The sequence below is a fragment of the Candidatus Competibacter phosphatis genome, from assembly GCF_012939995.1.
GTDB classification, from domain to species: domain Bacteria; phylum Pseudomonadota; class Gammaproteobacteria; order Competibacterales; family Competibacteraceae; genus Competibacter; species Competibacter phosphatis.
Window position 1 is genome coordinate 1 of sequence record NZ_SPMZ01000079.1, and the last position, 18588, is coordinate 18588.

The window sequence follows — 18588 nt, forward strand, 5'->3', positions numbered from 1 at the left end:
GCCATGCCGAGGGATGCAACCCCAGTCGCAGCCCAGGCAACTCGGCGACGGGCACGGTGGCCAATTGGTTCGGACTCAGCGGTTCCCGGTCGGCGGCGAACAGCGCTTCATTGCGCGCCCATTCCAGCCGGGCCACATCCGCCAGCCAGGGCAATTCCGCCAGCGGCGCGAAATCGGCCAGGAAACCGGGCAGCTCGCCGCCATAGGCATACAGCGCCGGGACATGCGGTGGCCGCTGGGCGATAAATGCCAGCGTGGTAGCGCTGAAACAGTCCGCGCCGATCAATTCCCGGACCACGGGAAAGGCCGCGTCCAGCACGCTCAGCAGCGCGTGGCGAACGTTGTTGCGATACACCGCCAACCGGCGCTCGCGTTGCGGCGGCGGGTCGGCCAGCAGCGCCAGCAGTTCCGGGTCGGGGGAACCGCCGGTCAGCAGCGTTTGCCGCATGCGGGTTTGCAGTTCAGCCAGCCGCATCGCTTACCTCCCACAGGTGGAACTCGGCCCGCGCCGCCTCGGCCAGCAACACCGGTAGTTCGGGAATATTCGTATCCCACTCCACCAGCACCGGCCGGGGACCGTTTCGCGCCAGCACCGCCCGCAGCAACGCCCAGACCGGCTCGGCCACCGTGGAACCGTGATCGTCGATCAACAGCTCGCCCACCGGAGTCGCCACCCGGGCGTGGCCGGCGATGTGGATTTCGCCCACCGCCGCCAGCGGCAGCCGTTCCAACGCCGCCAGCGGATCGTCCCCACCATTGGCGGCGCTGACGTACAGGTTGTTGACATCCAGCAGCAGGCCGCAGCCAGTGCGGTGGACCAGTTCGCTCAGAAAACCGGCTTCGTCCCAGTCGGCTTCCCGAAATCGCAGATAGGTGGACGGGTTTTCGACCAGCAGGCGCCGGCCCAGCGCCTCTTGTGCCCGCCCGACATTGGCGGCAACGATGTCCAACGCCTCGTCGGTATAGGGCAATGGCAGCAGATCGGCCAGAAAGGTCCCGTCCGGGGCCGTGGACCAGGCCAGATGCTCGGAGACCAGCTCCGGCTCCAGTCGGTCGTACAAGGCCCGCAACCGCGCCAGATGCGCCTCGTCCAGCTCCTCCGCCGAACCCAGCGACAAACCGACACCATGGCAACTCAGCGGATAGTCGCCGCGCAGCCGCTCCAGCGCCGCCAAGCGGGGACCGCCGGGCGCCAGATAGTTCTCGCTGTGGATCTCCAGCCACGCCGCCGGCTGGGGCGCGGCCAGGAATGCCGGCAGATGAGGGTGGCGCAGACCGATTCCGGCTTGGGCGGGAATGGCGGCGCGGTTGTGAGCCAGGCTCATGGCGTCAGCTCGACTTGGCCGGCATGCCTTGGCCCTTGAACGGCGCCGACTTGCCGCCCAGCTTCTCGCAAGTTCCCTTGGCCGCGTATTTCCAGTCCTGACCGTCGTAGTCGGTCGTCGAGTTGCCGGCGCAGGAATGGGTACCGGCGGCGCTGGCGCAGTCGTTCTCGCCGGCCTTGGAGACGCCGTAACACTTTTCCTTGCCACCCTCGGCGGCAAAGACGGGGCTGGCGGCGAGACCCATGGCGCCGGCAATGGCGGCGGCGAGCGCGAACTGGTTGAAGGCATTCTTGACCATGTGGAAATTCCTCTAGCGGTAATGGTTGGGAAAAGTGTCATTCGGAGGGTAGCGATCCGACTGACATCCATGCTTACGCAGGGAGAAAGCGATCGGATGCGGCGACGAAAAAAAATTTGTCTTGCTCGTCTCCACCAGACCGGTTTTGGGGAATGGTTTCCGAAAACGATTGATGGATGATCGGGACGGTTCGAATTTCTCCTCTTCGAACCGATTTTCCGGGGTTCGGGATGCCCTAATCATCGGGGTTGGCCGCGTTGGTTTTGCTGTCGAAAAAAAACGACGACGACGCTCGTTTAAAAAACGTTTAAAAACGTTTAAATATGTTTAAAGAATGTTTAGGGTGCGAATTCTTTTTTAAAATCAATTTCTTGAGGATGGTAATGTCCCCGTTTATGGGATGTAATGTCCCCGTTTATGGGATGTAATGTCCCCGTTTATGGGATGTAATGTCCCCGTTTATGGGATGTAATGTCCCCGTTTATGGGATGAAACCGTTAAATATCCTATTAACGGGGACATTTGGCCGCCTTGCGACGAGAATCGACGCGAAAATATTTATAATCAACATGTTATTTTCTTGACGAATTGATCCGCGAGCTAGTGGCCCTCGGATCGACGCATTGGAAATGTCCCCATTTATGGGATGGGCTGGCGCGCATGAATTGTCCCCTTAAATTTCTTGGGATGTGGGGACATTTTTTGCTACGCTGAAACGGTATGACGACCTCAAATCCGCGGGAACAAAAAGACAGGAATAGAGAGGCGGATACCGCTCGCAAGATGGCCATGACCGATCTGGCCGATCAGAATCTTAAAAAGCACATCGCCGCCATCCACATCAGCAACCGGCTGACGCTCACCCAGCGGAAGGCGTCGAACGTGCTGTTGTACAACGCCTATGAAAGCCTGCTGACGGCGCGCGTTCACCACATCCGGGTCAAGGATCTGGCCGAGGCGATCGGCTTCAACACCAACAACCTGGAGCCGCTCAAGGAAGCTCTCAAGACACTGGCGCGGACCGTGCTGGAATGGAACATCCTCGACGAGAACGGCGCGCACGAAGAGTGGGGTGCCACCACCCTGCTGGCGCAGGCGGTGATCAAGAGCGGCTATTGCATCTATGCCTACAGCCCGGATCTGTGCGAAAAACTCTACCGGCCGGAGATCTACGCGCTGCTCAATCTCAGCATCCAGCGCAAGTTCAGCAGCGGCTATGCCCTGGCCCTGTACGAGAACTGTCTGCGCTACCGACGGGTTGGCACCACCGGCTGGATTCCGCTGGACAACCTCAAGCGGTTGCTGGGCATCGGCGAGACGGATGCCTACTATCAGGACTTCCGCAAGTTCAATGACAAGGTGATCAAGCCGGCGGCGCGGCAGGTCAACGAAACCTCGGATCTACTCCTGGAGGTCGAGTACCAGCGCGATCGCCGCAAGATCAATGCGGTGCGCTTCCAGGTCAGCGACAACCCGCAGATGTTGCTATTCGCCCAACGGCAGGCCGCGCTCGCCGTTTCGGCCGAGACGGAAGCCGCCGAACCGACTCCGGGCGACACGGCCGAACAAAATTGGCGCTTGCGTGGCAAATTAGTGACGCTCGGCCTGAACGCCCGCCAGATTCGCATGGCGCTCGCCAGCCACGCGCCAAGCTATCTGGAAGACAACATCGCCGTGGTTGAGCGCGATCTGGCCGCCGGCAAGGTCCGTAATTTACCCGCCTATCTGCTTGCGGCGCTACGCGAGGACTATCGACCGGCGGCGACGCCACGCCGGTTGCCGAATCCGGAGGTGGCTTCCGGGTCCGTCGACGCGGGCGAGGAGGCCGGCGAGCCGGCGACGGAGCGACTCGAACGCTTGCGCACCCAATTTGTGACGGAGCGGCTACAGGCGGCGCTGGAGCGTTTGAGCCCGGTGGAGCGGGCGGCGCTGGAGCGGGATTACATCGCCCGGTTGGAGCGCGGCGACGGTTTCGAGGCGCGGCTCATCCTCGGTCTGTATCGCAAGAGCGGATTGAGCAGCAAGATCGTGGAAAGCCATTTCCGGGTTTTTGCCCGCGAACGATTGGTTGGAGCGATGGACGAAGGAAAGTTTGCCGCCTATGCTGCTTCGAAGGGCAACGATATTCCCGTTTAAGTGACGGTATCCTGGGATTTCAAACCAAGAAGAATCGAATGCATCTGCTTGGGAGAGAGTGGTCTGCTCGTGGGTTGAGGGTGCAAGTCGCGCCACCAGCCGGTGTCAAGGGTAGAGGTCGGTGCATCCGGCTATTGGGCCTGCTGCTGCTGGTGTGCGCGGTTGGCGGTTGGCCACCCATCTTGCTTGCGACAGCCGAGACTACCGCTGGGGTCGCTCGCGGCAGCTTTGGTCTGTGGGCCGGCGGCACACTGATCCTGCTGGGGTTGATCGGAGTGCTGGCCGCGATGTTTTTCAGTCAGCGGAGCCGGTTCAAGGTGGCGCGGGATCATCTGGAAGCACAGGTCGTCGCACTGGAGAGCCAGCACGGAGCCCTGGAAACCTGGCTTGAAAACCAGCGGCTGAGCGGCGAGCACCGCCAGACGGAGTTGAAGGCGGAAATCGAACACCAGCGGCAGGCCGTCGCGGCCCTGCGCGACAGCGAATACCGATTTCGCAATCTCAGCCAGCAACTGCCGGTCGGTGTTTTTCTGGTCGATGTCGAAGGCCGCTGCCAGTACGTCAACGAACGCTGGTGCCAGATGAGCGGCCTGACCGCCGAACAGGCGACCGGGTTGCCGTGGATGCAGTTCGTGCATCCCGACGAGCGCGAACAGGTGCTGCGGGATTGGCGGACGGCGGTCGAACAGGAATCCGGATTTGCCGCCGACCACCGCTTGCGCGGCCCCTCGGGTCGGGTGGCGTGGCTGAGTACCCACATCGTGCCGTTGCGCGATCGCGCCAGCCGGATCGTGTCGTATCTGGGCGTCAACGTGGACATCGCCGGCTTCAAGCGGACCGAGGAAACCCTGCGTGCCAGCGAGACCCGCTTCCGCAGCTATTTCGAGCTGTCATTGGTTGGCGTGGCGCTGACCGGCTCCGATAAGCGCTGGTGGGAAGTCAACGACCGGCTGTGCGAGATCCTCGGTTACCGGCGGGAACAACTGCTCAGGTTGAGTTGGGCCGAGCAGACTCACCCGGACGATCTGGACGTCGATATCGCTCAATTCGAACGGGTGATGGCCCGGCGCATCGATGGCTACTCGCTCGACAAGCGCTTCCTGCGCCCTGATGGCGTGCTGGTTTACGCCAGCGTTTCGACTCGCTGCGTGCGCCGGTCGAACGGGATGGTGGATCATTTCGTGACCGTGGTGCAGGACATTACCGAGCGCAAACAGGCGGAGGAACGCATTCGGAAATTGGCGCACCACGATGCACTGACCGGCTTGCCGAACCGGGAGCTGCTGACCGACCGGCTGTTGCAGGCGGTGGCGCGGGCCGACCGCGACCACACCCAGGTTGGAGTCCTGCTGGTGGATCTCGACCTGTTCAAGCGTATCAACGACACCCTGGGCCATTCGGTTGGAGATCAATTGCTGCGGGAGGTGGCGGCGCGCTTGCAAAAATGCGTGCGGCCGGGCGATACCGTGTCGCGCCAGGGTGGCGACGAATTTGCCATCGTCCTGCCCGATCTGACGAACGCCAACGGCGATGCCGCCCGCATCGCGCAGCGAATTCTGAACATGGTGGCGCGGCCCTGCGCACTCGACGAGAAAGAATTGCATGCCAGTTGCAGCATCGGGATCAGCGTATTTCCGCGCGATGGCCGTGGCGCGGAGAGCTTGCTGAAAAAACGCCGATGTCGCCCTGTACCGGGCCAAGGACATGGGGCGAAACAACTATCAGTTTTATCTGTCGGGTGCCACCGTGCTGGCCCGCGAGCGGTTGGACTTGGAAAATAGCCTGCGGTACGCCGTGGACCGGCGGCAATTGGTGCTGTATTACCAGCCAAAGTGGGATTTCCACCTCAGGGCCATCACTGGCGCCGAAGCGCTGATTCGCTGGAACCATCCCCAATTCGGCCTGCTGTCGCCCGCTCGCTTCATTCCGATCGCCGAGGACAGCGGTTTGATTTTACCGCTTGGCGAGTGGGTGTTGCGCGAAGCCGTGCGCGAGATCGGCCAACTGCATCGCCGAGGTTTCCCGGGGTTACGGGTAGCGGTCAATCTGTCGGGCCGCCAGTTCCATCAGTCCGATTTGGTCGACTTGGTGCATAACATACTGTCCCAGGACGGTTTCGATTCGACCTGCCTGGAACTGGAACTGACCGAAAGCATCCTGATGCATCATACCGAGGACAATATCGCGACGTTGAAGGGTTTCAAGACCATGGGTTTGCGCTTGGCCATCGACGACTTCGGAACCGGCTATTCGTCGATGAGTTATTTGCAGCGATTTCCGGTGGACGTGCTCAAGATCGATCGATCTTTCGTGATGCACCTGCCAGCCAGCACCAGCAGTGCCGCGATTGTCGATGCGATCGTCACTCTAGGGCACGGCCTGCAATTGGATGTGGTGGCGGAGGGCGTGGAAACCATGGAGCAGCTTGCGTTCCTGCAAGCGCATGGTTGCGACGAAGGTCAAGGTTTCCATTTCGGCCATCCGCTGCCGCTGGAAGAATTCCGGAAGCTGTTGCACCAGGATCGGGTCAGAGCGGTAGCAGCAGGGGGGTCACCAGCAGAGTGAGCGCCATCGTCAGCAGCAGCAACGGCAGTCCCACCCGCATGAAGTCGTTGAAGCGGTAGCCACCGGGCGCCAGCACCAAGGTGTTGACCGGCGATGACACCGGGGTGACGAAGGCCGCCGACGCCGCCACCGCCACGGTCATGGCGAAGGGATAGGGCGATACCCCGAGTTTCTGGGCGGCGGCGATGGCGACCGGCGCGATCAGCACCGCCGTCGCGGTGTTGGAGATGAACATGCCAATCAGCGCCGCCAGCACGAAGATACCGGCCAGCAGCGCCAAGGGGCCGAATCCACCCAGTCCCGCCACCAGCCCGTCGGCGATCAAGGTCACGCCGCCGGCTTGCTGCAGCGCCTTGGCCAGGGGCAGCATGCCGGCGATCACCACCAGGCTAGGCCAATTGATCGAACGATAGGCGTCTTCCATGCGCAGGCAGCGAAACAAGCCCATCGCCAGCGCCGCCAGCAACACCGCCGCCACGTTGGGCACCAACCCGAAGGTCATGGCCAGCACCATGGCCAGCAGGATCGCCAGAGCGAAGGGCGCTTGTCGGTAGGCGGGGGCGACGTCGCTCAACTCCGCCGGCAGACCGAGCACCAGAAAATGCTTTTGCTCGCCCTGTAGCAGGCCGATCCGCTTCCAGGCCCCGGCGACCAGCAGGATGTCGCCGAAGGCCAACTCTTCCTCGATCAGATTGCCGGGCAGCGGTTGGCGGTTGCGGCGGATACCCAGCACGCTCAGGCCGTGATGGCTGCGAAACGCGGCCTGCCGCAGGGTCTGGCCGATCAGTTCCGAATCCGGCGGCAGCATCACTTCCACCATGCCCAGCTCGTTGACCAGGCTGCGTTGCTGGCTTTCCGCGATCAACAGGCGGCTGAGCCGCTCGGTGGAGCACAGCGCGGTGGCCGCCTCGTCCGGTCCGACCACGTACAGCGCGTCGGCGGGGTGGAATTCGGTATTGGCCAGCGCCGGCGACACCGTTTCGGTAAAGCGTTCCTGCCGCCCGACGCCGACGATGGTGATGCCATAGCGGGTGCGCAATTGCGCGCTGGCGACGGTCTCGCCGATCAATGACGAGTCGGAATCGAGTCGCAAGCGGTGCAACTGCTGGGTCAGATTGTAACTTTCCGCCAGCTCCAGCAGGGTCTGCCGACGGCCGGCGGGTGCCGGTTTGCGGGGGGGGTGGCCGGCAGCAGCCGGCGACCGAGCGTCATCATGTAGACGATGCCCAGCGCGAGCGCCAGCAGGCCGATCGGGGTGATGCCGAAAAAGCCGAACGGTTGCAGGCCGGCGCCGCGCAGGGCGTCGTTGATCACCAGGTTGGGCGGGGTGGCGATCAGGGTCAGCAGGCCGCTGAGCAGGGCGGCGAAGGCCAGCGGCATCATCAATCGGCCGGGGCCGATGCCGAGCCGGGCGGTGATGCCGAGCACCACCGGGATGAAGATCGCCACCACGCCGGTGGAACTCATGAACGCGCCCAACCCGGCCACGGCTAGCATCAGCAGCACCAGCAAGCGGGTTTCACTGGCGCCGGCCAGCCGGGTCAGCCAGACGCCGACCTGATAGGCGACGCCGGTCCGCACCAGTCCCTCGCCGACCACGAACAGTCCGGCGATCAGCAGGACCAATGGGTCGCCGAAGCCGGCCACCGCTTCGGACACGGTCAGGGATCCACTCAGGATCAGCGCCAGGATCACCAACGTGGCCACCACGTCCGGCCGCAGCCGGTCGCTGGCGAACAGCACCACGGTCACGGCCAGCAGGCCAAAAACGAACTGGGCATCGGGGGTCATGGAAAGTCGGCTCCTTGCGAGCGGCCGCCTGATTATTGGGGCCATCTATGGAAAAATGCAGCCAACCTTAGCCCAAACGAGAGCCGCCCGTCATGTCCGAAAACGAGGAAACCGTCTTTTTCAACGTTGGCCGGCTGCGGTTGGAGGGTCGCTTGTGGCTGGCGTCCGGCCCGTGGGCCACGGTCATCACCCACCCGCATCCACTGTACGGCGGCGAGTTGGACAATCCGGTGGTGGTGGCGCTGGCCGATGCCTACCAATGCTTGGGTTACAGTACGCTGCGCTTCAATTTTCGCGGGGTCGGCGCCAGCGCTGGGGGTTACGACGATGGCCGGGGCGAGCGGGACGACCTGCGCGCGGCGGCGGCCTTCCTGGACGCGGCGGGCAAGACCGTGACCGACCTGGCCGGCTATTCCTTCGGTGCCTGGATCAACCTGGGTCTCGATCCGCCACCCGCCGGGGTGAGTCGGCTGTTGCTGGTGGCGCCGCCGGTGGCGTATCTGGAGTTTGACGGGATGGTGGTGCCACCGTCGGTGGCGTTGCGGGTGGTGGCTGGCGATCGCGACAGTTTCGCGCCGTTGGATGTGTTGCGGGAACAGTTGCCGCGCTGGCAGCCGGCCGCCGGTCTGCATGTGCTGTCGGGGGCCGACCATTTTTTTCACGGGGGCGCGCTGGACCGGCTGGCGACGCTGCTCGAAACGCTACTGACGGCCCCGGCTGGCCCGTAGTGTCGGTTTAGATCTTGATCGGGGTAATGATCATCTGGATCTCCCGCAGGTGCAGCCGGCGCTGCATGGCGATGGCCGTGTGATTGTGCAGCCAGGAGATGAACCAGTTCTCGCTGTTGAAGATGAGCTTGCTGGCCAGGCAAACGCTGTTGGGATAACGCTCGACCACGCTGACCGTCAGTTTTTCCAGTTCCGCTTCCGCGTCGGTGCCGTAAGCGGAGTAAGAAGCCGCTGCCCAGCCCTGATGATGGCAATAGTTCACGTAATAGCGCAGCGAGTTTTCAATCTGGTATTGCAGGGAGCGTAGCGCCCCCTTGCCGCCGTAGCTCTCCGTATCCACTTCGCCGACGCTGATGAAAACGAAGTTCTTGAAGTGGCCGCGAAACAGCTCGTTCAGCCACTTGAGCGCGTACATGCCGAGCCCGCGATTCTTGCCGACCAGAAAGATGGCGGTCGCCTGTTCGGGGTCCAGTGGGGGTTCCGGCAGGTCCTCGCCCCAATTGGGCCGCGGCGCGTAGAGTGCGTCGATGGTATGCAACTGCCGGCGGACCTGTTCGTAGTGGTTCTTGATCAGCGCGCAGACCCCGATGAGCAGGCTGGTGATCAGCAGCGTCAGCCAGCCGCCCTCGGTGAATTTTTCGACCACCGTAACCACCAGGATGCCGCCCACGACCATGAATCCGAGCAGCGCTAGCAGCAGCCGTGATTTCCAGTGAGCTTCGTCGTAGCGGCTTTCCCACCAGTGCTTGCACAGTCCGAGCAGCGATAGCGAGAAGGTGATGAATACGTTGATGCTATACAGCACCACCAGCACCGATACATCGCCCTGCGTCCATATCAAAATGCCGATGGCGCCCAATCCCATCAGGAAAATGCCGTTTTGTGTGACCAGCCGGCCGGACAGGTTGCGGAATTGGCGTGGTACCCAAGAATCCACCGCCATGTTCGCCAGCACCGTCGGGCCGCCCAGAAAGCCGGTGTTGGCGGCCACGAACAATAACCCCGCCTCCAGCAATAGCACCACCGCCAGCAGGCCGTGACTGAGGGTCGGGTCGAGTTGCCAACTGGCAATGATGGCATTGAACGTGACCGCGTTCAGGGTCTGATGGGCGATGGGCTGCACGTTCCAGAGCAGGTACAGCAGGATGACGCCGCCGGCGGTGAAGCTCAGCGAGCCGGCCATGTATAGCATGGTGTAGGTGCCGGTGCGCACCCGCGGCTCGCTGAGCATGTTGACGTTGTTGGAGACCGCCTCCAGCCCGGTATAGGTACCGCCGCCCAATGAATAGGCGCGCAGGAACAGCGAAATAGCGAACGCCCAGCCCATATGGTCGGTGAGTTGCTGGGTCTCGTTCAGGGTGTCCGGGATCAGGTGAGGCAGACCCTCGGCATGGGCGATGACGCCATAGAGAATCAGGAAGGTATGCGTGAGAAAGAAACCGAGAAAGATTGGCAGCAGGATCTGGATGGATTCCTTCATCCCACGCAGATTGAGCACGATCAGGACGATGCCGAACGCCATTTCGGCCGTGAGCTTGTAGGGTTGAGCGCTAGGTGGCAGCAGGCTAAATAGGGCGTCCACGCCAGCGGCGATGGAGATGGCGATAGTGAGGATGTAATCCACCAGCAAGGCCGAGCCGGATATCAGCCCGGCCTTGGAGCCCAGCAACTGGGTCGCCACCTTGTAACCGCCGCCACCGCTCGGAAACAGCTCGATGACTTGGTTGTACGCCAAGGCGATGATGAATACGGTCAGGAAGGTGGCGGCGGCCAAGTACAGGCCGAAATGGGTGTACTGACCCAGTGCCAGAAACGCTTCCTCCGGGCCGTAACAGGCGGAGGATAAGCCGTCGGCACCAAGACCAATCCAGGCCAGGAATGCAACCAACACCATGTTGTGGCGGGTTTCGGGATGGAGCGGGTCGCGCGGCTTGCCGATGACCGCTTCCCCGAGTTTGTCAACGAACGGCATTGGGGGTACCTGTGAGCGGTTTCCATAATATCCATTTAATATACTCCACTATCCAGTGTCCGCGCGTCGGGGTTGGCCGTCGGCCGCCGCGTTCAGGACGGCGCGAAGTGCACCGTGACTCGCAAGCCCGGACTGTCTTCCGGTTCGCTCAGTTCGATGCGGGCGCGATGCCGGTCGGCGATGCCTTTGACGATTGCCAGACCCAGGCCGCTGCCGGGTGCGCTGGCCTGGGCGCCGCGGTGGAAGCGGTCGAACACTCGGAACCGTTCTTCCAGCGGAATGCCGGGTCCGGTATCGCGCACGCTCAGCACGATTTCATGGGGACCGCGCTGGATGCCGACATCCACCCGGCCGCCGCCGGGCGTGTAGCGCAGGGCGTTATCCACCAGATTGCCGAGCAGCGTGCGCAGTTCGGCGGGGTCGCCGGCGATGGTGGCGGTTTCGCCGGGCAGCAGGCCAAGATCGAGATCGCGGGCGTCGGCGATGGCGGCCAGCTCGGCGATTACGGTCTTGGCCAGGGCGCGCAACTCCACCGGCTCGACCGTCCCGGTGCCGGGCGCGGCATCCAGCCGGGCCATGGCCAGCAGTTGCTCGACCAGGTGAGTGGCGCGTTCCAGCCCAATTCGTAAATCCGCCAGTGCGCCGGCGCGGTGTTCGGCGCTTACGGTCTGTCGTTGCGCCAGTTCGGCTTGCAGGCGGACGGCGGTCAGTGGCGTGCGCAGTTCGTGGGCGGCGTCGGCGATGAACTGTCTTTGCGTGTCGAGGATGCGGGCCAGCCGCGCCAGCAGGTCGTTGAGGGCGCCAATCAGCGGCGCGATCTCCACTGGCGGTTGAATCGACGTCACCGGTTCCAGAGAGTCGGCGCGGCGGCTTTGCAGTTCGGCGGTGAGTCGGCGCAACGGTCGCAGCCCCGCGCCGACGCCGAACCAGATCACCGCGCCCATTCCCGGTAACAGCAGCAGGAACGGTGCCAGATTACGCAGGGCGATGTCGGCGCTCATCCGCAACCGCACGCGGGTCGGCTGGGCGATTTGCACGATGCGATCGCCGACGTTCAGGGCGAACAAGCGCCAGCTTTCGTTCCGCCAGAGTAGATCGGTAAAGCCCTGCTGGGTTGCGAACGGTAGCTCCCGCGAACTGCGCGAGACGTAGAGCAGGCCGCGATTTCGATCCCAGATCTGAACCAGCAGGTCGCTTTCGCCTTCACTCGGATCGGCGCTCATCGCCAGGGTCAGCAGATTTTGATTGCGTAGCGCCAGTGCGGTCTGCTTGAGCTGGTAATCGAACAGGGTGTTGATTTCGGCACGGGCCTGCCGGTAGGTGGCAAGCCCGGATATGGCTAGTACCAGCGCCAGACCGACCAGTAGCCACAGCAGCAGCCGCTGGCGAATGGATCGCACCTGCTGTCTCCGAGAGGGTGGCCGGTTTCAGCGCGAGCGCCGGCGAAGGGGAAAAGTAACCGCCGGTGGGAAAGCAATGGTCAGCGGTCTTGGTGACCGACGGTCCGCAACCGGCGAATGGCCGCCAGCCATTCATGGGCCAGATACTGACGTTCGCGCCGGGGCCGGGCGCGCGCCGTCGCATCGAAATAGGCGTGCATGGCTGTGATGGCCGCTTGGGTCTGCTCTTGAGGAGCGATAGCGGGGGGGCGTTCAATCATGAGTAATCACCTCTCGCTGTAGGGTTATGAGAAAATCGCAGGGCAGGAGTCCTGCCGGAGTTCAAGGGTTGTTCGCTGGACCTCAGGCGTTCGTTTTGTTCGAGCGCGCGGCACTTACAGCTCATTGTCATCGTCCATGCTGGATATGTCGGATTTGCCCGAGCGCGCGAGGAAGTCACGGACGAATTGCCGTACTTCCCTTGATGCGGTGGTATCCATCTCTTGGCAGGCTTCGATGAAGGCATCGCGTAACCCTGCTTCGATTCGCACCACCAACTTCACGTCTTCATCCTTGTCGGATTTCTTTTTCTTCTTACCCATGGCATATGGTGTATATACGTTGGCAATACATAGTATGTATTGTGTACGCGTTTTGCTAATTGTCAAGTGAGATGGATAACGGATCGTGAGGGAGGTGGCTAATGATGATTTTTTTGAGAGGTTATCCACAAATACTGTGGATAAGTTCATGTTAATTGGAATTTATATGAAACTATTTATATGTAGAAACAATATATTTTGCTATTCAAACAAAATCGGTTAAAAATTGATCTATTTATAACATCATCTCGAAGAGTTCAGTTCGCCAAGCGCCAATAAGACTAAGATTGGACTAACGGCCGATCGCCTTCGATAAGCCATATGCCTGCACATGCAAGCGGTCCGACACCCCAGAGACCAACGAAACTTTCAGGATTCATGCAGTGAACGAAACACCGTTTCTATCAGCGATCTTCCTGACGGCGTTACATGTCCTCATCCAGTTCGCGCTCGTCGCACGAGCACTGTTGCGCCCGCATCGAGATCCGGCCTCGCGCATTGCCTGGGTAGTGGTGATTGTCTCCCTGCCGGTGTTGGGCATCCTCTCCTACCTGTTGCTGGGTGAAGTGAACATCGGCCGCCGCCGCGTGCAACGAATGCGGGCCGTCTTGGCGCGGATGCCAGCCCTGCCCGATGTCGCGGATACGGATGTGAAGAAGCTGCAGCCAAACGTACCCGTACCGGAACGTCATGCACACCTGTTCCGAGTCGGGCACTCGATCAGCGGATTCGAACCCGTCGGCGGCAATTCGGCATGCCTGCTGGCGGATTCCAACGCCGTGATCGATGCCATGGTGGCGGACATCGATGCCGCGCGGGAGCATGTCCATCTGCTCTTCTATATCTGGCTGCCGGACAACAATGGCCGCAAGATCGTCGAGGTGCTGAAACGCGCCACCGCGCGGGGTGTCGCCTGCCGGGCGATGGCGGACGACCTGGGTTCGCGGCTCATGATCCAATCCGAGCATTGGCGGGCCATGGGTGCCGCCGGTATCCGCTTGGCGCGTGCCCTGCCGATCGGCAATCCGCTACGGCGCGCGTTGACGGGTCGCATCGACCTGCGCAATCACCGCAAGATCGTCGTCATCGACGGACGCATCACCTATTGCGGCAGCCAGAATTGCGCCGATCCGGAGTTTCGGGTCAAACCGAAGTATGCGCCCTGGGTGGATGCGATGATGCGTTTCGAAGGACCGATCGCCCGTCAAAACCAGGCTCTGTTCGCCAGCGACTGGATGGCCCATGTGGACGATGACATCACGGACCTGCTGCGGCAACCGATCCCCCCGGTTCCGCCGGGCTTACCGGCGCAGGTGATCGGTACCGGGCCGACGATGCGCTACTCGGCCATGCCCGAGATGTTCGAGTCCCTGATCTACAGCGCCCGCCGCGAACTGGTCATCACCACCCCTTATTACGTCCCCGACGACCCCATGCAATCGGCTCTGTGCGCGAGCGCTTACCGTGGTGTGGCTACGACCATCGTCTTTCCGGCCAGAAACGATTCGTGGATCGTGGGCGCGGCGAGTCGTAGCTATTACGGTGACCTGCTCACCGCCGGCGTACGGATCTTCGAATACGTGGGTGGTTTGCTGCACACCAAGTCTTTGACTCTGGACGGAGAGGTGACGCTGATCGGTTCCGCCAACATGGATCGGCGCAGTTTCGAACTGAATTACGAAAACAACATCCTGTTTTACGATCCGGTTCTGACCGCCGACATGCGGCAACGCCAGCAGGAATATATCGCCCGCTCGCGCCCGGTCGCGCTGAACGAAGTGACTGCCTGGCCCGTGAGACGCCGCCTCTGGAACAACGCCATCGCGATGCTCGGGCCGGTGCTGTAGCCAGCGGTTGAAATCGGTCCGCGCGAGGTCCGAGTGCCTGGACCTCGCAGTGCATCGATGCGACGCTTACCGGTGCAATTCGAGATGGCGCGTCGTCTTCAAATCCATCGTTCATCGGCCGTGAAGGCGACGGTTAACCATTGATATGATCCCTGATCGCCAATGGCCGCGGCGATTTCCTGACGAATGTCGTCCAGCTTGGCGATGCTGCCTGCCTCAAAGTCCGCTGACGTGACTACATAAATCTCGATGAAATAAGCGCGCCCGACCTTGGCGACATAGCTCGTGTACTTGCGGAAACCATGGCGCTCGACCACCGACTCCATCACCGCGCGCACCACCCGATCCAAATTGGGCGGCGTAATCAGCAAAATCTCATTCAGCGCCTGGCGAACCGTCTTGATCGGGACCGTGATCAGGTACAAGGTCAACAGCGCCAGCACGGTCGGGTCGACATAGGGCGTCAGAGGAGCGAAACGTGTGCCCTGGATCGCCTTGGCCAAGGCAAAAGCCACCAGCAAGGCCGAGGCGATCAGGGCGGACATCAACCAACTCTGGGCGTCGAGGCGTAACAGATTCGACCGGACCCGCTGATTTGCCCGGCGTTCGTAGAAATACATGCCGAAGGTGACGATACACGCGGCGGTGGCGTAGCCGAGGGCCCAGTCCAGTTCCGGTTCGTGCCCACCCGCCAGAAAACCGCCGACCGCATTGATGAACGCGTACAAGCACAGGAACATCAGCACACTACCGTTGAACGCCAGCACCATCGGTTCGATATGCCAGTAGCCATACTGAAAGCGGCGGTCGCCTTCGCGCTGCACCAGTCGCGCCGCGGTCAGCGCCAGCATCAGCACCAGGGTGTCGATGACCGAGAATAAGCCGTCGAAAACGATCGACTGCGACCCCGACAACAAGCCGAGAAGAATCCCGGAACTGGCGAAGGCTCCCGAAATCCCAATCGACTGCTTGAGAACCCTTTGCTCGGTCTCGGACGAGGTCACGATGGTCGACCGTCAGGCTGGAGCGTCTTTCGAAGCGGCCGTGGTATCCCCGGACGCCGTGGGCGGAACCCCCTTGAACCAGGTGACGTAGAGCGTCGGCAGGAAGATCAGCGTGAGCAACGACGCCACCAGCAGGCCACCCATGATGGCGTAGGCCATGGAACCCCAAAAGACGGTGGGTGCGATCGGGATCATACCGAGCACGGTCGACAGGGCGGTCAGCATGATCGGCCGAAAGCGCGAACTGCTCGCCTCCACCACCGCCTCCCAGACCGCCTTGCCCGCGGCCCGCTCGGCTTCGATCTGGTCGATCAGGATGACCGCGTTCTTTGCAATCATGCCGATCAGGGCCAGGATCCCGAGAATGGCGACGAACCCGAGCGGTTTGCCGGATGCCAACAGGGCCGCCACCACGCCGATCAGGCCCAGCGGCACGAGGCTGAGGACCATGATGAGGCGCTGGAAGCTTTTTAGCTGGAAGATCAGCAGGGTCAGCATGATCAGGATCATCAGTGGGACGACCGCGAAGACCGATGCCCCCGACGCCGCGCTTTCCTCGACCGTACCGCCAAGCTCAATCCGATAGCCGACGGGCAGCTTCGCTTTCAACTCGGCGATCGCCGGGGCCAGATCGCTGACCACGGTCTCGGGGAGCATCCCGGGCGCTATATCGGCCTGAACGGTCAAGGTCGGCAGCCGGTTGCGTCGCCACACGATGGGGTAGTCCTGAGCGTATTCAATGGTCGCGAACTGAGTCAGCGGAATGGTCCGGCCGTCTGGCATCGCCACCGGCAGGTTACTCAAGGTCTCGATCGAGAGGTTTTGCCCGCCCTGCTCACGGACCACCACGTTGATCAGGTAAATATCGTCGCGGACCTGGGTGATGGCCGTCCCCGAAATATTGGCGTTGAGCGCCGTGGCGACCGCCTGCGAACTCAGACCGAGCTGCTGCACCTTATCCTGGTTGATGCGAATTCGCAGTTCCCGTTCCGGTTCCATCCAATCGAAATTGACACGCAACGTACCCGAATGATTCGCCACGATATCCCCCCAGCTTCAAGGCGATGTCGCGCAACTGGGTTGGATCCGGGCCCACGACGCGATACTGCACCGGCCAACCCACCGGAGGGCCAAGTTCGAGTGGCGAGACGCGCCCGACCACTTCGGGAAACTCTTCCAGGAGCAGGCGTTCCAGACGCGGTTGCAGGCGCTCGCGGGCATCGATGTCCTTCGATACGATCACCGCCTGAGCGAAGAAGGGATTGGCCAACTGAACGTTGAGGGGCAAATAGAAGCGGATCGCGCCCTGACCGATATAGGTACTCCAGCGTTCGATTTCAGGCGCGAAGTTGGGATCGTTCCGTAGAAACTCCTCGAAGCGGTTGACGAGACGCTCGGTTGCATGGATCGAAGCATTTTGCGGTAGTTGCAGATCGACCAGGAGTTCGGGGCGGTCCGAAGACGGGAAAAACTGACGCGGCACCTGACCCAGTGCCATGAGGGACACGACAAAGACCGCGATCGTTACCGCGATGGTGACCCAACGCGCCCGCATCGCCAGGGTCAGGAAGCCCTGATAGATCTGGACCGTGCGGTTCGGCTTGTCGAGCTGATCGGTCTTCGGTGGCCGCAACAGCGCCATGCCGATCAAGGGCGCGAACACCATCGCCACCAGCCAGGAAGCGATGAGGGCAATGCCAACGACCGCGAAGATTGAGAAGGTGTACTCGCCGGCGGAGCTTTGGGCGAAGCCGATAGGGACGAAACCAGCGATGGTGACCAGGGTGCCGATCAGCATCGCAAAGGAGAGGTGTTTATAGGCATAGGTGGCCGCGCTCACCTTGTCGTCGCCCGCGGCCAGACGCCGACTCATGGCGTCGATGGTGGTCATCGCATCGTCGACCATGAGGGCCAGGGCGATGATGAGTGCGCCGAGCGAGACCCGTTGCAAGTCGATATTCACGATATCCATGATCGGAAAGACCATGGCTAAGGTGAGTGGAATCGCCACCGCCACCACGGTGCCGGCCCGCACTCCCAGAGCAATGAAGCTGACGATCAGTACGATGCCGATCGCCTGCCAGAGGGAGACCGTAAACTCGTTGATCGCCTGGTCGACCGTCAAGGGCTGATCCGCTACCAGCCGGGGTTCGATGCCCGCAGGCAAGTCCGCCGTGATGTCCTTGATCGCTCGCGCCACGTTCCGCCCGAGCGCCAAGGTATCGCCGCCGTCGCGCATGGCAATGGCCAGCCCGATCGCCGGTTGGCCATTGATTCGAAACATCGGTTGGGGTGGATCGCTAAAGGCTCGCCGAACCTCGGCGATATCGCTGAGCCGCAACATGCGATCCCTGATCGAGAAAGTGACGGCGGCGATGTCCTGCTCGGAGGTGAAGGCGCCCGAGACGCGCAGCGCAATGGTTTCCTGATCGGTACGCAGCACCCCGGCGGGCAGGACGATGTTCTGCGCCCGCAGGGCCGCGATCAAGGTGCTGGGATTGAAACCGAGCCCCGCCAGTCGCTCGACCGAGAAGTCGATGTAGATCACCTCGTTCTGGGCGCCGAGGATATCGATCTTGGAGACATCGGGGACCAGCAGGAGGCGCGAACGGATGTCCTCAACCGCGTCGCGCAACTCCCGGTGGGTGAAGCCATCGGCGGTGAAGGCATAGATGATCCCGAAGGTGTCACCGAACTCATCGTTGAAAAAGGGGCCGACGATCCCTTGCGGCAGGGTGTGGCGCATGTCGGCGACCTTCTTACGCACCTGATACCAAGTGTCCGAAACCTCCCGGCCCTGCGTACTCCCCTTGAGGTCCACGAAGATGGTGGTCTCGCCGGCGCGCGTGAAGCTGCGCAGATTGTCCAGGTTTTGGACCTCTTGCAGGGTCCGTTCGAGTCGTTCGGTGACCTGCTTGATCGTGTCATCCATGTTCGCGCC

At 61.9% G+C, this 18588-nt stretch carries 13 protein-coding genes and 2 pseudogenes; 5 read left to right on the top strand and 10 right to left on the bottom strand.

The genetic code is table 11. The annotated features are described in order from the left end of the window. The 3 genes from E4P82_RS19580 to E4P82_RS19590 form a co-directional block, all read right to left on the bottom strand. Window positions 1–475: HvfC/BufC N-terminal domain-containing protein (locus E4P82_RS19580; protein WP_169250455.1), on the bottom strand; the 475-nt coding region annotated here is incomplete at its 3' end. Further along, window positions 462–1325 carry an MNIO family bufferin maturase gene (gene bufB, locus E4P82_RS19585; RefSeq protein WP_169250456.1) on the bottom strand — a complete coding sequence of 288 codons (864 nt, stop codon included), beginning with the start codon at window positions 1323–1325 and terminating at the stop codon, window positions 462–464. The genes E4P82_RS19580 and bufB, both read right to left, overlap by 14 nt. Window positions 1326–1329: 4 nt before the next feature. Further along, window positions 1330–1623 (bottom strand): BufA1 family periplasmic bufferin-type metallophore, encoded by a 294-nt coding sequence (locus E4P82_RS19590; RefSeq protein ID WP_169250457.1) that lies wholly within the window; start codon window positions 1621–1623, stop codon window positions 1330–1332. 783 nt (window positions 1624–2406) lie between these two features. Between E4P82_RS19590 and E4P82_RS19595 the strand changes: the two genes are divergently transcribed. The 3 genes from E4P82_RS19595 (at window position 2407) to E4P82_RS19605 (ending at window position 6324) form a co-directional block, all read left to right on the top strand. Then, entirely contained in the window at window positions 2407–3759 is a 1353-nt protein-coding gene (locus E4P82_RS19595) for a replication initiation protein (protein ID WP_169250458.1), read from the top strand. Window positions 3760–3839: 80 nt separating this feature from the next. After that, entirely contained in the window at window positions 3840–5540 is a 1701-nt protein-coding gene (locus tag E4P82_RS19600) for a GGDEF domain-containing protein (RefSeq protein ID WP_169250459.1), read from the top strand. Further along, window positions 5464–6324 carry a putative bifunctional diguanylate cyclase/phosphodiesterase gene (locus E4P82_RS19605; RefSeq protein ID WP_169250460.1) on the top strand — a complete coding sequence of 287 codons (861 nt, stop codon included), beginning with the start codon at window positions 5464–5466 and terminating at the stop codon, window positions 6322–6324. Before E4P82_RS19600 ends, E4P82_RS19605 begins: the two co-directional genes overlap by 77 nt. Here E4P82_RS19605 and E4P82_RS19610 read toward each other — a convergent pair. Further along, a pseudogene (locus tag E4P82_RS19610) lies at window positions 6287–8115 on the bottom strand (SLC13 family permease). The gene E4P82_RS19605 and the pseudogene E4P82_RS19610 sit on opposite strands and share 38 nt — an antisense overlap. Window positions 8116–8207: 92 nt before the next feature. Between E4P82_RS19610 and E4P82_RS19615 the strand changes: the two are divergent. Beyond that, entirely contained in the window at window positions 8208–8843 is a 636-nt protein-coding gene (locus E4P82_RS19615; protein WP_169250461.1) for an alpha/beta hydrolase, read from the top strand. A gap of 7 nt (window positions 8844–8850) precedes the next feature. Here E4P82_RS19615 and E4P82_RS19620 read toward each other — a convergent pair whose 3' ends face one another. The 4 genes from E4P82_RS19620 to E4P82_RS19635 form a co-directional block, all read right to left on the bottom strand. Next, entirely contained in the window at window positions 8851–10815 is a 1965-nt protein-coding gene (locus E4P82_RS19620; RefSeq protein ID WP_169250462.1) for an APC family permease, read from the bottom strand. 92 nt (window positions 10816–10907) lie between these two features. Beyond that, on the bottom strand, window positions 10908–12215 hold the full coding sequence (locus E4P82_RS19625) for an ATP-binding protein (RefSeq protein ID WP_169250463.1): 1308 nt from the start codon (window positions 12213–12215) through the stop codon (window positions 10908–10910). 80 nt (window positions 12216–12295) lie between these two features. After that, window positions 12296–12475: a hypothetical protein gene (locus E4P82_RS19630; protein WP_169250464.1), complete on the bottom strand. Its 180-nt coding sequence runs from the start codon at window positions 12473–12475 to the stop codon at window positions 12296–12298. 114 nt (window positions 12476–12589) lie between these two features. Continuing rightward, a complete protein-coding gene (locus E4P82_RS19635; RefSeq protein WP_169250465.1) occupies window positions 12590–12796 on the bottom strand; it encodes a hypothetical protein in 207 nt (68 codons plus the stop codon). A 383-nt stretch (window positions 12797–13179) separates the two neighbouring features. Between E4P82_RS19635 and cls the strand changes: the two genes are divergently transcribed. Next, complete coding sequence (cls, locus tag E4P82_RS19640) at window positions 13180–14643, top strand: cardiolipin synthase (RefSeq protein ID WP_169250466.1); 1464 nt, start codon at window positions 13180–13182, stop codon at window positions 14641–14643. 98 nt (window positions 14644–14741) lie between these two features. Here the strand turns inward: cls and E4P82_RS19645 are convergent, their stop codons facing one another. Next, window positions 14742–15647: a cation diffusion facilitator family transporter gene (locus E4P82_RS19645; RefSeq protein WP_169250467.1), complete on the bottom strand. Its 906-nt coding sequence runs from the start codon at window positions 15645–15647 to the stop codon at window positions 14742–14744. A gap of 12 nt (window positions 15648–15659) precedes the next feature. Next, a pseudogene (locus E4P82_RS19650) lies at window positions 15660–18588 on the bottom strand (efflux RND transporter permease subunit); the annotation flags it as partial.

Coding starts and splice junctions, on each gene's coding strand:
- E4P82_RS19620 (WP_169250462.1), bottom strand. CDS start 10,815: ATGCCGTTCGTTGACAAACTCGGGGAAGCGGTCATCGGCAAGCCGCGC.
- E4P82_RS19630 (WP_169250464.1), bottom strand. CDS start 12,475: ATGATTGAACGCCCCCCCGCTATCGCTCCTCAAGAGCAGACCCAAGCG.
- bufB (WP_169250456.1), bottom strand. CDS start 1,325: ATGAGCCTGGCTCACAACCGCGCCGCCATTCCCGCCCAAGCCGGAATC.
- E4P82_RS19605 (WP_169250460.1), top strand. CDS start 5,464: ATGGGGCGAAACAACTATCAGTTTTATCTGTCGGGTGCCACCGTGCTG.
- E4P82_RS19635 (WP_169250465.1), bottom strand. CDS start 12,796: ATGGGTAAGAAGAAAAAGAAATCCGACAAGGATGAAGACGTGAAGTTG.
- E4P82_RS19590 (WP_169250457.1), bottom strand. CDS start 1,623: ATGGTCAAGAATGCCTTCAACCAGTTCGCGCTCGCCGCCGCCATTGCC.
- E4P82_RS19595 (WP_169250458.1), top strand. CDS start 2,407: ATGGCCATGACCGATCTGGCCGATCAGAATCTTAAAAAGCACATCGCC.
- E4P82_RS19615 (WP_169250461.1), top strand. CDS start 8,208: ATGTCCGAAAACGAGGAAACCGTCTTTTTCAACGTTGGCCGGCTGCGG.